The 13,987-nt window shown below is 71.7% G+C and carries 13 protein-coding genes and 1 pseudogene; 11 read left to right on the top strand and 3 right to left on the bottom strand.

The window, feature by feature from the left end; all coding sequences use genetic code 11:
• Nucleotides 1–115 precede the first annotated feature (115 nt).
• Nucleotides 116–319: pseudogene (locus ACSHXN_RS32810) on the bottom strand (hypothetical protein); the annotation flags it as partial.
• Here ACSHXN_RS32810 and ACSHXN_RS32815 point away from each other — a divergent pair.
• On the top strand, nucleotides 243–551 hold the full coding sequence (locus ACSHXN_RS32815) for a hypothetical protein (RefSeq protein WP_438304700.1): 309 nt from the start codon (nucleotides 243–245) through the stop codon (nucleotides 549–551). The pseudogene ACSHXN_RS32810 and the gene ACSHXN_RS32815 sit on opposite strands and share 77 nt — an antisense overlap.
• Nucleotides 552–679: 128 nt before the next feature.
• The gene (locus ACSHXN_RS32820) at nucleotides 680–1,258 is read left to right on the top strand and encodes an HIT family protein (protein ID WP_220294785.1); all 579 of its coding nucleotides are present in this window, start codon (nucleotides 680–682) and stop codon (nucleotides 1,256–1,258) included.
• 66 nt (nucleotides 1,259–1,324) lie between these two features.
• Here ACSHXN_RS32820 and ACSHXN_RS32825 read toward each other — a convergent pair whose 3' ends face one another.
• Together ACSHXN_RS32825 and ACSHXN_RS32830 are read right to left on the bottom strand one after the other, a co-directional pair.
• Complete coding sequence (locus ACSHXN_RS32825) at nucleotides 1,325–2,983, bottom strand: hypothetical protein (RefSeq protein ID WP_355135363.1); 1,659 nt, start codon at nucleotides 2,981–2,983, stop codon at nucleotides 1,325–1,327.
• A 285-nt stretch (nucleotides 2,984–3,268) separates the two neighbouring features.
• A complete protein-coding gene (locus tag ACSHXN_RS32830; protein WP_355135361.1) occupies nucleotides 3,269–5,467 on the bottom strand; it encodes an elongation factor G-like protein EF-G2 in 2,199 nt (732 codons plus the stop codon).
• Nucleotides 5,468–5,770: 303 nt separating this feature from the next.
• Here ACSHXN_RS32830 and pgsA point away from each other — a divergent pair, with 303 nt between their 5' ends.
• The 9 genes from pgsA (at nucleotide 5,771) to ruvA (ending at nucleotide 13,969) form a co-directional block, all read left to right on the top strand.
• Nucleotides 5,771–6,457: a phosphatidylinositol phosphate synthase gene (gene pgsA, locus ACSHXN_RS32835; RefSeq protein WP_059125577.1), complete on the top strand. Its 687-nt coding sequence runs from the start codon at nucleotides 5,771–5,773 to the stop codon at nucleotides 6,455–6,457.
• Between the two features lie 37 nt (nucleotides 6,458–6,494).
• Entirely contained in the window at nucleotides 6,495–7,427 is a 933-nt protein-coding gene (locus ACSHXN_RS32840) for a phosphatidylinositol mannoside acyltransferase (RefSeq protein ID WP_355135359.1), read from the top strand.
• A complete protein-coding gene (locus ACSHXN_RS32845) occupies nucleotides 7,424–8,584 on the top strand; it encodes a glycosyltransferase family 4 protein (RefSeq protein ID WP_355135357.1) in 1,161 nt (386 codons plus the stop codon). The genes ACSHXN_RS32840 and ACSHXN_RS32845 overlap by 4 nt, the downstream gene beginning before the upstream one ends.
• A 1,053-nt stretch (nucleotides 8,585–9,637) precedes the next feature.
• Nucleotides 9,638–10,183 (top strand): hypothetical protein, encoded by a 546-nt coding sequence (locus ACSHXN_RS32850; protein ID WP_355135355.1) that lies wholly within the window; start codon nucleotides 9,638–9,640, stop codon nucleotides 10,181–10,183.
• 153 nt (nucleotides 10,184–10,336) lie between these two features.
• On the top strand, nucleotides 10,337–11,248 hold the full coding sequence (gene pdxS / locus ACSHXN_RS32855; protein WP_220294787.1) for a pyridoxal 5'-phosphate synthase lyase subunit PdxS: 912 nt from the start codon (nucleotides 10,337–10,339) through the stop codon (nucleotides 11,246–11,248).
• 37 nt (nucleotides 11,249–11,285) lie between these two features.
• On the top strand, nucleotides 11,286–11,894 hold the full coding sequence (gene pdxT, locus ACSHXN_RS32860) for a pyridoxal 5'-phosphate synthase glutaminase subunit PdxT (RefSeq protein ID WP_438304705.1): 609 nt from the start codon (nucleotides 11,286–11,288) through the stop codon (nucleotides 11,892–11,894).
• Nucleotides 11,895–11,942: 48 nt separating this feature from the next.
• A complete protein-coding gene (locus ACSHXN_RS32865) occupies nucleotides 11,943–12,695 on the top strand; it encodes a YebC/PmpR family DNA-binding transcriptional regulator (protein WP_355135351.1) in 753 nt (250 codons plus the stop codon).
• Nucleotides 12,696–12,836: 141 nt separating this feature from the next.
• Complete coding sequence (gene ruvC, locus ACSHXN_RS32870) at nucleotides 12,837–13,367, top strand: crossover junction endodeoxyribonuclease RuvC (RefSeq protein WP_438304707.1); 531 nt, start codon at nucleotides 12,837–12,839, stop codon at nucleotides 13,365–13,367.
• Entirely contained in the window at nucleotides 13,364–13,969 is a 606-nt protein-coding gene (gene ruvA, locus ACSHXN_RS32875; RefSeq protein ID WP_356113482.1) for a Holliday junction branch migration protein RuvA, read from the top strand. The genes ruvC and ruvA overlap by 4 nt, the downstream gene beginning before the upstream one ends.
• The last annotated feature ends 18 nt before the right edge of the window (nucleotides 13,970–13,987 follow it).

Below are 13,987 nucleotides of genomic sequence, written 5' to 3' on the forward strand. Positions count from 1 at the left end.
ATCGGCCACGAGGAGAAGGAGCCCGCCCCCGCGCCCGGGAGCGCGGCCCGCAGCCCGTCGGGCCGGCTGCGACCAGCCGCCCCGGCGGCGTCACGGGGACGGCGTCGCCGTGGCCCGCGGTGGACAGTGTGGACACGGCACACCACAGCGAGTCGCCGAAGGTGTGGATCGTCGAGCGCGGGGCGTCCCGCTCCAGGTCGTAGACCGGTGCGAGCGGCGACGAGACCGAGCAGGGTGGCCGCGTGCCCGCGTACGGCATCACCCGCCCCTGGAGGGACGACCGGGGAGGATGGCCCCTGGCGCTTCTGCACGGCGTCATGGACCGGCATGACGCGGACCGGCCGCAGCAGGGGGAGCAGTACGACCACCGAGTCCGGCCGGTGCCGGTGGACGAAGCGGTGGCCCAGCGGGCTCCGCCGCCGGCGCACCGCGTAGCCGACGACGAACAGGGCCCAGCCGGCGCAGGTCACCGCCGGACTCGGATCACGCAGCGGACCGGGCAGCCCGCGCCCGAGGACCCGTACCGCGAACGAGGCGGGACACAGCAGTGAGGCGGCCCCGAGCGGGTCCCCGTCCGTCGCTCCCGGCGGGCCGTACGGCTGTCGCCGTCCATCGGGCCGGCTTGGCACCGGACGGTCTCGCCGAGCCCCGCCGACACGCCGCGAACGGGCGAAGCCATATGCTGCACTGCATGACCAGTGAGCCGGAGCAGCAGATCGGAGTAGGGACGCAGGACGCGTTCCAGCGCCTGTGGACGCCCCACCGGATGGCCTACATCCAGGGCGAGAACAAGCCGACCGGTCCGGGGGCCGGCGACGGCTGCCCGTTCTGCGCGATTCCGGCCAAGTCCGACGAGGACGGGCTGATCGTCAAACGCGGTGAGCAGGTGTACGCGGTGCTCAATCTGTACCCGTACAACGGCGGCCATCTGATGGTCGTGCCCTACCGCCACGTCGCCGACTACACGGACCTCACCCGGCCGGAGACCGTGGAACTCGCCGAGCTGACCAAGCAGGCCATGACCGCGCTGCGCACGGCCTCGGGGGCCCACGGCTTCAACATCGGCATGAACCAGGGCACGGTCGCCGGCGCGGGCATCGCCGCCCATCTGCACCAGCACATCGTCCCGCGCTGGGGCGGCGACACGAACTTCATGCCGGTCATCGGTCACACGAAGGTGCTGCCGCAGCTGCTCGCGGACACCCGCAAGATGCTGGCGGAGGCGTGGCCCGCGCAGAGCGGCCCGTCCGGGGAGTGAGAGCGAGGCCGGCACCGGGGACCGGTCGCCGGCCCCCGGGGCGTCCGCCCCGGCCGGCGCCCGGTGCTACGCGTCGTAGACGTCGGCCTTCCGCGGTGACACGTCCTGCACCTGCGTGCTGAGGAACGCCGACCGCGTGCCGAACTTCTCCGTGTCCACGCCGTTCTCCTCCAGCACCCGGATCGCCGCCGCGTGCACCACCCGCAGCACGGGCGTGGCCGCGCGCAGCGCGTCGTCCGCCATGAAGCGGTGCCGCCACGGCTGGTCCGCCCAGGCGTGCCGCAGCCCGAACGGCTCGGGCAGGGTCAGCGAGCCGCCGAGCCAGTTCAGCAGGGGCGGGTACCAGGTGAACGGGGCGCGCACCGAGAGGCGCACCACCTCGTCCGTGTCCACCAGCGGAAGCTTCACCTCCCGCGTCTCCCAGAACCTGACCTGCTTCTGCACCTTCTTGGTCGGTGCCGAGGGCTTGGTCGTGAACAGCGCGTTCACCGGGCCGAGAGCATGCCCGGTCACCTCGATGCGCAGCGTCTCGTGCAGGACCGTCACCGTGATGAGCATGGTGATGATCAACTGACCGTCCCAGAGCGTCCACTGGACTCCCAGGTAGTGCCGCTCACCCCCACCGAACTGCTGCTTGTTGCAGATCTCCTGTATGGCGTGGGTCTTGATCTGGTAGGCGTCCACGTCCGTTCCCTTGGGACGCGAGACCTCCTTGGCCTTCTCCCCGATGGGGCTGACGATCCAGTGCCGGATCGACGGGGTGGGGAAGCCGCCGGTGTTGAGCGGGCCGCGCACCAGCATCTTCAACTGGTCATGGATGGCCCTGATCACGTCCCAGCTGCGGAAGGGGTGGATCTCCTTGTCCTTGTCCCGCGGCACCAGGTCCTCGGCCAACTGCCAGCTGCCCCAGCGGGTGCCCATGCCCAGGATGCCCTTGGGCCCGGCATAGAAGACGGAGTTGGACTGCTGCTCGGCGCTGAGCCGGGCGAGCGCCTGGCGCAGCCGCTCGGCCGAGGTCTCGCCGGGGCTTCCGGGCACCGCCTCGGGGATCTTGGCGCCGAGGCCGCCACCGGCGAGCAGGCTCTCCCAGCGCTCGCGCAGGTCCTTCGCGGTCCGCTCGCAGATCTGCTTGGCCCACAGCCAGCCGACGACCGGCATGACGACCGAGGCGCGCGCATACCACGCCCAGAAACCCGTGAAGGGCATACGGATCAGGAAGATCACCGCAAGGGCGCCCACGCCGAACAGCAGCGCCGTACCGAGCGCGGAGGCGCGCTTGTCGTCGCGCTTGGCCACCGAGGCGCGGATCTGGAACACCAGCAGCCACACCAGCATCCCCGGCAGAAACAGCACTCCGCAGAGCACCGTCACCGCCGAGAGCCAGTTGTCCCGCTCCCGGCGGATCCGGTGGGCGGCCAGGCAGTGTTCCACGATCACCTGGGGCTCGGTACCGAAGGACTGGATGAGCGGCTTGCGATTGGCCCCCAGCATGCGGTCCCGCACCGCGAGCGAGAAGGCCTCACCGAGGTTGGGCCGGAAGATCTTCGCCCAGGGACGGCCGGTGCTGACGGTCGACTCGTGCCATTCGTTGTTGGCGTCGAGGATCGTCTCGACCTTCGCGTCCCGGTAGGCCGCCGACGCCAGGGCATAGGTCGCCGCCGTCTGGCCCGCCGAGCCCGAGAGGGGCACCTGCGCCCCGGGGCTGAAATCGAACCCGTCCGTCACTGCCGCCCCCTCGCCGCCGAACCCGCTCCTGCGGCCTTCCCGACTTCCTTGCTCCGCACACCTGTTGAACAGGCCATCGCGCCGATCGTATCCCTGCGTGATCAGGTGATCAGCGTATCCGCACACAGCGGCGTTCGTCGGCGGACGGCCCACAAGTCCGGCCGTGCGGGCCTGCGTTCGCCGTCGGTGCGCCCGCCCGGTGCGGGGAGACCGTCCGGTCCCCGGCACCGGCGCCCCCCGGCTCGGTTGTGCCCGCGCACGTGAACCGGGGGGAGCGGGGTCCGACTACGAGGCCTCCTGCGCCTGTTGACGAACCTTCGCCGCGAGCTGCGGCGGCATCGGCTCGTGCCGCGCGTAGGAGCGGCTGAAGCGGGCGGTGCCGTGCGAGAGGGAGCGCAGATCGACCGCATAGCGGCCGATCTCGATCTCCGGTACCTCGGCCCGCACCAGGGTGCGGCCGCCGCTCGTCTGCTCGGTGCCGAGCACCCGGCCCCGGCGCCCGGAGAGGTCGCTCATCACGGCGCCCACGTAGTCGTCACCGACGAGCACGCTCACCTCGGCCACCGGTTCGAGGAGGTGGATCGTGGTGCCGGCCGCCGCCTCGCGCAGAGCGAGCGCGCCGGCCGTCTGGAAGGCGGCGTCGGAGGAGTCCACCGAGTGCGCCTTGCCGTCCAGGAGCGTGATCCGGATGTCGACGATCGGATGGCCGACGGCCACACCCCTGGCGGCCTGGGCGCGCACGCCCTTCTCGACGGAGGGGATGAACTGCCGCGGGACGGCTCCGCCGACCACCTTGTCCACGAACTCGATGCCCGAGCCGCCGGGCAGCGGTTCGACCTCGATCTCGCAGATCGCGTACTGGCCGTGCCCGCCGGACTGCTTCACATGGCGGCCGCGCCCGGCGGACCTGCCCGCGAACGTCTCGCGGAGGGAGACCTTGTACGGGACCACGTCGACCTGGACGCCGTAACGGCTGCGCAGCCGCTCCAGAGCCACGTCCGCGTGGGCCTCGCCCAGGCACCAGAGCACGACCTGGTGGGTGTCCTGATTCTGTTCGAGGCGCATGGTCGGGTCCTCGGCGACCAGCCGTGCCAGTCCCTGGCTGAGCTTGTCCTCGTCGGCCTTGCTGTGCGCCTGGATGGCCAGCGGCAGCAGCGGATCCGGCATCTCCCAGGGCTGCATGAGCAGCGGGTCGTCCTTGGCGGAGAGTGTGTCCCCGGTCTCGGCCCGGTTCAGTTTCGCCACGGACGCCAGGTCGCCCGCGATGCAGCGGCTCAGCGAGCGCTGCTGTTTGCCGAACGGCGCGGACAGCGCCCCGATGCGCTCGTCGACGTCGTGGTCCTCGTGCCCGCGGTCGGTCAGCCCGTGCCCGGACACGTGCACCGTGTCGTCGGGGTGCAGGGTGCCCGAGAACACCCGCACCAGCGAGACGCGGCCCACGTACGGGTCCGAGGACGTCTTGACGACCTCCGCCACGAGCGGTCCGTCCGGGTCGCACAGCGCGAGTTCGCGCGGCTTGCCGTCGGGCGTGGTGACCGCGAGCGCCGCCCGCTCCAGCGGGGTCGGGAAGCCGCCCTTGACCAGCTCCAGCAGTTCGACCGTGCCCAGTCCCTGGCGCCCGCCGTCGGCGGCCGGTGCCGCGGCCAGGACCGGGAAGAACGTCCCTCGTGCGACGGCTCGCTCCAGATCCTCGATCAGGGTGCCGAGTTCGATCTCCTCGCCGCTCAGATAGCGGTCCATGAGGGTCTCGTCCTCGCTCTCCGCGATGATCCCCTCGATGAGCCGGTTGCGGGCCTCGTCGATGAGCGGCTGCTGGTCGGGCCCCGGCTCGGACTCCTTGCGCTCGCCCGAGGAGTAGTCGAACAGCTTCTGTGTGAGCAGCCCGGTCAGCCCGGTCACGGGCGTGTGCCCGTCCGATCCGTGTGTGCCGTGCAACGGCAGGTACAGCGGGAGTACGGCGTCGGGGTCGTCCCCTCCGAACGCGTCGGCGCAGACCCGGGTCATCTCGTCGAAGTCCGCCCGGGAGCCGTCCAGGTGCGTGATCACGAGGGCGCGCGGCATGCCGACGGCGGCGCACTCGTCCCACACCATGCGGGTCGAGCCGTCCACCCCGTCCGAGGCGGAGACCACGAAAAGGGCCGCGTCCGCGGCGCGCAGACCGGCCCGGAGCTCCCCGACGAAGTCGGCGTATCCCGGAGTGTCCAAAAGATTGATCTTGACCCCGTCCCAGTCGACGGGGACCAGGGAGAGCTGCACCGAGCGGTGCTGCCGGTGCTCGATCTCGTCGTAGTCCGAGACGGTGCCGCCGTCCTCCACGCGGCCCGCCCGGTTCACGGCTCCCGCTGTGAGGGCGAGAGCCTCGACCAGAGTCGTCTTGCCCGATCCGCTGTGGCCGACCAGCACCACATTCCGTACGGACGCGGGGTGGTCGGCCGCCGTAGCCCTGCCGGCGGCTCCGGTGTGTGCATTCGCCTTGTCGCCCATGGTCCTGCCTCCCGTGCACGGTGAGGTCACTGGGGGCGCGGACATGCGGATCCGCGTGCGATGGCGGCTCCGTGACGCCCGCGGTGAATTCGAGCTTTGCACTCGCGTCACGGTGCGTCCATACGAAGGACGCGATCCCGCCCTTCGGCCGTGCCCTGCGCGGGCGGCCCGTTCGTGATTGCGATGCCACGGGCACGTGACAGAGTGTGTGGGTGCCCGGCCGTCGCTCGCTCCCGTGCGTGGCTACGATGGGCCAGCCGGCGGCCACCAGGACCGCGCGGCTCACCGACCGTCGGGAAGGCCATGCTGAACAAGTACGCGCGTGCATTCTTCACGCGTGTCCTCACACCGTTCGCCGCGTTTCTGATCCGCCGGGGCGTCAGCCCCGACACGGTCACACTGATCGGTACCGCAGGTGTGATCGCGGGCGCGTTGGTCTTCTACCCCCGGGGCGAGTTCTTCTGGGGCACGGTCGTCATCACGCTGTTCGTGTTCTCGGACCTCGTCGACGGCAACATGGCCCGCCAGCTGGGCCGCTCCAGCCGCTGGGGCGCCTTCCTGGACTCCACGCTGGACCGGGTCGCGGACGGTGCGATCTTCGGCGGTTTCGCCCTGTGGTACGCGGGCAAGGGCGACAACGACCTCCTGTGCGCGGTCTCGCTCTTCTGCCTGGCCAGCGGTCAGGTGGTGTCGTACACCAAGGCCCGGGGCGAGTCGATCGGCCTGCCCGTGGCGGTCAACGGACTCGTGGAGCGCGCGGAGCGCCTGGTCATCTCGCTGGTGGCGGCCGGCTTCGCCGGGCTGCACAAGTTCGGCGTGCCCGGTATCCAGGTGCTGCTGCCGATCGCGCTGTGGATCGTCGCCGTCGGCAGCCTGGTCACGCTGATCCAGCGTGTCGTCACGGTGCGCCGGGAATCGGCGGAGGCGGACGCCGCCGCGGCGGCGGAAAAGGGCGAGAACGCCGGGCACGGGAGCGGGGCGGCGAAGTGATCCGCTGGCGGAACGTGCAGAAGAGCGAGGCGCCGACGTGACCAGCTTCCAGGAGCGGCTGACGGACGGGCTGTACGGCCTCGGCTGGAGCACCGTCAAGACGCTGCCCGAGCCCGTCGCCGTCCGGCTGGGCCGCAGTGTCGCGGACCTCGCCTGGAAGCGGCGCGGCACGAGTGTGCAGCGCCTCGAGGGCAACTACGCGCGCGTGGTGCCCGACGCGAGTCCGGAACGGCTCGCCGAGCTGAGCCGGGCGGGCATGCGTTCCTACCTGCGCTACTGGATGGAGTCCTTCCGGCTCCCCGCGTGGAGCGCCGAGCGCGTCAGGAACGGCTTCGACCCGAAGGACCTGCACTTCCTGACCGACGGACTGGCCGAGGGACGGGGCGTCATCCTGGCGCTGCCGCATCTCGCCAACTGGGACCTGGCCGGCGCCTGGGTGACCACCAAGCTGGGGATACCGTTCACGACGGTGGCCGAACGGCTCAAGCCCGAGACGCTCTACGACCGTTTCGTCGCCTACCGCGAGGGTCTCGGCATGGAGGTGCTTCCGCACAGCGGCGGCTCCGCCTTCGGCACCCTGGCCCGGCGGCTGCGCGACGGGGGCCTGGTCTGCCTGGTCGCCGACCGGGACCTGTCCGCCTCCGGGACCGAGGTGTCCTTCTTCGGCGAGACGGCCCGCATGCCCGCGGGACCGGCGCTGCTCGCCCAGCAGACCGGTGCGTTGTTGCTGCCCGTGACCCTCTGGTACGACGAGTCGCCCGTCATGCAGGGCCGCCTGCATCCCCCCGTCGAGGTACCCGGGTCAGGTACCCGGGCCGAGAAGACGTCTGTCATGACACAGGCGCTGGCCGACGCCTTCGCCACGGGGATCGCCGAGCATCCGGAGGACTGGCACATGCTGCAGCGCTTGTGGCTCGCTGACCTGGACCCGGCCAGGGCCCCCGCGCGGCCCGAGAAAGGGACCCCGTGAGGATCGGCATCGTCTGCCCGTACTCCTGGGACGTGCCGGGTGGCGTCCAGTTCCACATCCGTGATCTGGCCGAGTACTTCATCCGCCTCGGGCACGAGGTCTCGGTGCTCGCCCCGGCGGACGACGACACCCCCCTGCCGCCGTACGTCGTCTCTGCGGGCCGCGCGGTACCGGTGCCGTACAACGGCTCGGTGGCGCGGCTGAACTTCGGCTTCCTGAGCGCCGCCCGGGTGCGGCGCTGGCTGCACGAGGGCCGGTTCGACGTGATCCACATCCATGAGCCGGCCTCGCCGTCGCTGGGCCTGCTGGCCTGCTGGGCGGCGCAGGGCCCCATCGTGGCCACCTTCCACACGTCGAACCCGCGCTCCCGGGCGATGGTCGCCGCCTACGCGATTCTCCAGGCCGCCCTGGAGAAGATCAGCGCCCGGATCGCGGTGAGCGAGTACGCCCGGCGCACGCTCGTGGAGCACCTGGGCGGTGACGCGGTGGTCATCCCGAACGGTGTGGACGTCGACTTCTTCGCCAAGGCCAAGCCCAAGCCGGAGTGGCAGGGCGACACGATCGGCTTCATGGGGCGCATCGACGAGCCGCGCAAGGGACTGCCCGTTCTCATGCGGGCCCTGCCGAAGATCTTCGCCGCCCGCCCGCAGACCCGGCTCCTGGTCGCCGGACGGGGCGACGAGGAGGCAGCGGTCGAGACGCTTCCCGTGGACCTGCGCTCCCGTGTGGAGTTCCTCGGGATGATCAGCGACGAGGAGAAGGCCCGCTTCCTGCGCAGCGTCGACCTGTACGTGGCGCCCAACACCGGCGGTGAGAGCTTCGGGATCATCCTGGTCGAGGCGATGTCCGCACAGGCGGCCGTGCTCGCCTCCGACCTCGATGCCTTCGCCCAGGTCCTCGACCGGGGCGCGGCCGGCGAACTGTTCGCCAACGAGGACGCCGACGCACTCGCCGACGCCGCGGTGCGGCTGCTGGAGAACCCGCAGCGGCGCGAGGAACTGCGCCGGCGGGGCAGCGCCCATGTACGGCGCTTCGACTGGTCGACGGTGGGCGCGGAGATCCTGTCGGTCTACGAGACGGTGACCGAGGGCGCGGCCGCCGTGGCCGCGGACGAGCGGACGAGCCTGCGGGCACGACTGGGGCTGGCGCGGGACTGAGCCCGGGCGCCGTCCCCGGGCCTGGAGACGGGCGCGGGCACGGCGGCGGCGGAGCGTTCGGCACGGCGGGCTCGGAGCGGCTGTGAGCCGGTCGGCGGGGGTCCGGTCGGTCCGCGAGCCGGCTGCGGAAGACGCGGGACCGGGTGCGGGCTCTGTGGACGGTGTGCGGGTGCCGGGGCCGACTTTCCGTGGAGGCAGGCTCGTGCCGTGCGGTGCGGCCCAGGCGGCCGGGCGTTCGGCGCCGTCGGCCGCGAGGGGCGGCTGAGTGCGCCGGTCGCCGGGGACCCGGCCCGTCCGCGAGCCGGCTGCGGAGGGTGCGGGCGCTGGGGCCGTGGACGGGTGGCGCGGGACTGGGTACGGGCTCTGTGGACGGTGTGCGGGGGTGGAAGCGATCCCCGGCGGGGACGTGTGCCCGTGCGGGACGTGCGGCCGGGCGTTCGGCGCCGTGGGCCCTGAGGGGCTGCGTGTGCGGGCGACGGTGATCCATTCCGTCTACGGGACGGTGTCGGAGGGCCGGCCGGCAGGGGATGGCGACCGATGCCAGGAGCGATACCCCGCGTAGAGGCGGGGCGGACGGACTGGGCGCCGGGGGAGCCGGTGGTCTGCGAGACGGTGACGGAGGGCGCGACCTTGCAGCCCCCGGTTGGTTGCCGGGACAGCGAACCGGGCTTCGCGGACCGTGTGCGGGTGCCGTGGCCGATCCCCGCGTGGAGGCGCGCGGCCGGGCGTTCGGCGCCGTTGGCCGCGAGGGCGGCTGTGCGAGCCGGTCGGCGGGGACCCGGCCCGTACGCGAGCCGACTGCGGAAGGTGCGGGCGCCGTGGACGTCTGCGGGCACGGCTGAGGCCGGGCGCCGTGTACGGGCGCCGGGGCGATCCCCGGCGCCCGGAACATCCGCCCCGAGGCGCGCCGCTGCCGTCGCTGCCGGGCCGAACCGTCGGGTGGCCACGGCACCCCGCCGCTGCTGTCGCACGCCGCCCGAGGGGCGGGGGACCGTCTCCGTGGCCGGGCGGGACGCGGGGGCGTGCGCAGGCGGCCCGGTAGCCTTGCGGTCCGTGAGCCCAACCCTCATCTGGATCCTCGTCGTCCTCGTCGCGATCGGCCTCTACCTCAGCTGGACCGCCGGGCGCCTCGACCGGCTGCACGCCCGGATCGACGCGGCGCGTGCCGCGCTCGACGCGCAGTTGCTGCGGCGGGCGTCGATCACCCAGGAGCTGGCGACCTCCGGCGTACTCGATCCGGCCGCCTCGATCGTGCTGTACGAGGCGGCGCACGCCGCCCGCCAGGCGGAGGAGGATCAGCGCGAGGTCGCCGAGAGCGAGCTGAGCCAGGCGCTGCGGGCGGTCTTCGAGGAGGCCCCGCAGGTCCAGGCGGTGCAGGAGGCGCCGGGCGGCGAGGAGGCGGCCCGTGAGCTGACCGAGGCCGTGCGCAAGGTGCCGATGGCCCGGCGCTTCCACAACGACGCGGTGCGCGCCGCGCGGGCTCTGCGGCGCCACCGCAAGGTGCGCTGGTTCCGTCTCGCCGGCCACGCGCCCTTCCCGATGGCGTTCGAAATGGACGACGAGCCACCGGCCGCGCTCATGGGACGTTCGACCGTGTGACCCGCCCGCGAGACGGGGTGAAACCCGCCGGTCGCACCCCCTGTCGGGGCAAAACGATCCACCGGCTCACCATTGGCCCTTGCCGTGGCCCGTTCACCTCGCGTTTCCTCTCGTCGAGCAGAATTTCCTCTTTCGCAGAGTGAGGTCCCACCCGTGTCCAGCACGCTCTCCACCCCCCAGAACCCCGAGACCGGCACCGCCCGCGTCAAGCGCGGCATGGCCGAGCAGCTCAAGGGCGGCGTGATCATGGACGTCGTCACGCCGGAGCAGGCGAAGATCGCCGAGGACGCGGGCGCCGTCGCCGTCATGGCTCTGGAGCGGGTCCCGGCCGACATCCGCAAGGACGGCGGGGTGGCCCGTATGTCCGACCCGGACATGATCGAGGGCATCATCGAAGCCGTCTCGATCCCGGTCATGGCCAAGTCCCGGATCGGCCACTTCGTCGAGGCCCAGGTCCTGCAGTCCCTCGGCGTCGACTACATCGACGAGTCCGAGGTGCTGACCCCGGCCGACGAGGTCAACCACTCCGACAAGTGGGCCTTCACCACGCCGTTCGTCTGCGGCGCCACCAACCTGGGCGAGGCCCTGCGGCGTATCGCCGAGGGCGCGGCCATGATCCGCTCCAAGGGCGAGGCCGGTACCGGCAACGTCGTGGAGGCCGTGCGCCACCTGCGCCAGATCAAGAACGAGATCGCCCGCCTGCGCGGCTACGACAACCACGAGCTGTACGCCGCCGCCAAGGAGCTGCGGGCCCCGTACGAGCTGGTCAAGGAGGTCGCCGAGCTGGGCAAGCTCCCGGTCGTGCTGTTCTCCGCCGGTGGTGTCGCCACCCCCGCCGACGCCGCGCTGATGCGGCAGCTCGGTGCCGAGGGCGTCTTCGTCGGCTCCGGCATCTTCAAGTCCGGCGACCCGGCCAAGCGCGCCGCCGCCATCGTGAAGGCGACCACCTTCTACGACGACCCGAAGATCATCGCCGATGCCTCCCGCAACCTCGGCGAGGCGATGGTCGGCATCAACTGCGACGTTCTCCCCGAGAGCGAGCGCTACGCCAACCGCGGCTGGTAGACCGGACCGGCACCACATCGCAGAGGACACCACGTACATGACCGACGCACCCGTGATAGGCGTCCTGGCCCTTCAGGGCGACGTACGGGAGCACCTCATCGCCCTGGCCGCGGCGGACGCCGTGGCCAGGCCGGTGCGGCGTCCCGAAGAGCTCGCCGAGGTCGACGGCCTCGTCCTCCCCGGCGGCGAGTCCACCACCATCTCCAAGCTGGCCGTCCTCTTCGGAGTGATGGAACCCCTCCGCGCACGCGTGCGGGACGGGATGCCCGTGTACGGCACCTGCGCGGGCATGATCATGCTCGCGGACAAGATCCTCGACCCGCAGTCGGGCCAGGAGACCGTCGGCGGCATCGACATGATCGTGCGCCGCAACGCGTTCGGACGTCAGAACGAGTCGTTCGAGGCGGCGGTCGACGTCGACGGTGTCGAGGGAGATCCTGTAGAGGGCGTCTTCATCCGCGCCCCCTGGGTCGAGTCCGTCGGTGCGGGGGCCGAGGTGCTCGCGGAGTACGGCGGGCACATCGTCGCCGTCCGTCAGGGCAACGCGCTCGCCACGTCGTTCCACCCGGAACTGACCGGCGACCATCGCGTACACGCCCTGTTCGTCGACATGGTGCGAGCCGAACGGACGGCGGAGTCCTTGTAGGATCTCTGGCGTTCACGCAGAGATGGGTTACGCGAAGGAGACAGGCAGATGTCCGGCCACTCTAAATGGGCCACGACGAAGCACAAGAAGGCCGTGATCGACGCCAAGCGCGGCAAGCTCTTCGCGAAGCTGATCAAGAACATCGAGGTCGCGGCCCGCACGGGTGGGTCGGACCCGGACGGCAACCCGACCCTCTACGACGCCATCCAGAAGGCGAAGAAGCAGTCGGTCCCGAACAAGAACATCGACTCCGCGGTCAAGCGCGGCGCCGGCCTCGAGGCGGGCGGTGCCGACTACGAGACCATCATGTACGAGGGTTACGGCCCGAACGGTGTCGCGGTGCTCATCGAGTGCCTCACCGACAACCGCAACCGCGCTGCCTCCGACGTGCGCGTCGCCATGACCCGCAACGGCGGCTCCATGGCCGACCCGGGCTCCGTCTCGTACATGTTCACGCGCAAGGGTGTCGTGATCGTCCCCAAGGGCGAGCTGACCGAGGACGACGTGCTGGGTGCCGTGCTCGACGCGGGCGCCGAGGAGGTCAACGACCTCGGCGAGTCCTTCGAGGTGATCAGCGAGGCGACCGACCTGATCGCGGTCCGCACCGCCCTCCAGCAGGGCGGGATCGACTACGACTCCGCCGAGGCCAACTTCGTGCCCTCGGTACAGGTCGAGCTGGACGAGGACGGCGCCGTGAAGATCTTCAGGCTGATCGACGCGCTCGAGGACAGCGACGACGTGCAGAACGTCTTCGCCAACTTCGACGTCAGCGACGAGATCATGGAGAAGGTCGAGGCGTAACACCGCCCCGAACCGACCGGGCCGACGGGACACCACCCGTCGGCCCGTCGCTTTGCCGATCGTTGTCGGTGGCACCCGATAGCCTGCACGAACCGGGGAAACCGCTCGTCGGCGGCCCGGGGAGATCGAAGGGAGGGGCGCGTGCGCGTACTTGGGGTGGACCCCGGACTGACCCGATGCGGTGTCGGGGTCGTCGAGGGTGTTCCCGGGCGGCCGTTGACCATGCTCGGCGTGGGCGTCGTCCGTACCCCCGCGGACGCGGACCTCGGGCACCGCCTCGTCGCCGTGGAGCAGGGCATCGAGCAGTGGCTGGACGAGCACCGGCCCGAATTCGTCGCCGTGGAGCGGGTGTTCAGCCAGCACAACGTACGGACGGTGATGGGCACGGCGCAGGCCAGTGCCGTCGCCATGCTCTGCGCCGCCCGGCGTGGCATCCCCGTCGCCCTGCACACCCCCAGCGAGGTCAAGGCCGCCGTCACCGGCGCAGGCCGTGCCGACAAGGCGCAGGTCGGTGCCATGGTCACCCGGCTGCTCCGGCTCGACGCCCCGCCCAAACCGGCCGACGCCGCCGACGCCCTGGCCCTCGCCATCTGCCACATCTGGCGCGCCCCCGCACAGAACCGACTCCAGCAGGCCGTCGCCCTGCACGCATCGAAAGGCCGCCCCACATGATCGCCTTCGTCAGCGGCCCGGTCGCCGCCGTCGCCCCGGACTCCGCGGTGGTCGAGGTGGGCGGCGTGGGCATCGCCGTCCAGTGCACGCCGAACACCCTCTCCGGGCTCAGGGTCGGCCGGCAGGCCAAGCTCGCCACCTCCCTGGTCGTGCGGGAGGACTCGCTGACCCTGTACGGCTTCACCGACGACGACGAGCGCCAGGTCTTCGAGCTGCTGCAGACCGCGAGCGGTGTCGGCCCGCGCCTGGCGCAGTCGATGCTGGCGGTGCACAGCCCGGACGCCCTGCGCCGTGCCGTGGCGACCGCCGACGAGAAGGCGCTCACCGCGGTCCCCGGCATCGGCAAGAAGGGCGCCCAGAAGCTGCTCCTGGAGCTGAAGGACCGCCTGGGAGAGCCGCTCGGCGCTCCCGCGGTCGGCAGGCCGGTGACCTCCGGCTGGCGCGACCAGCTGCACGCGGCCCTGATCGGCCTCGGGTATGCCACCCGCGAGGCGGAGGAGGCCGTTGCCGCGGTCGCCCCGCAGGCGGAGGCCGTCGAGGGCGCGCCGCAGGTCGGCGTCCTCCTCAAGGCGGCCCTGCAGACCCTGAACCGAGCCCGCTGACCCGTCGGCCCGCCCACC

It is taken from the genome of Streptomyces sp. HUAS TT11 (assembly GCF_051553595.1).
Lineage (GTDB): Bacteria > Actinomycetota > Actinomycetes > Streptomycetales > Streptomycetaceae > Streptomyces.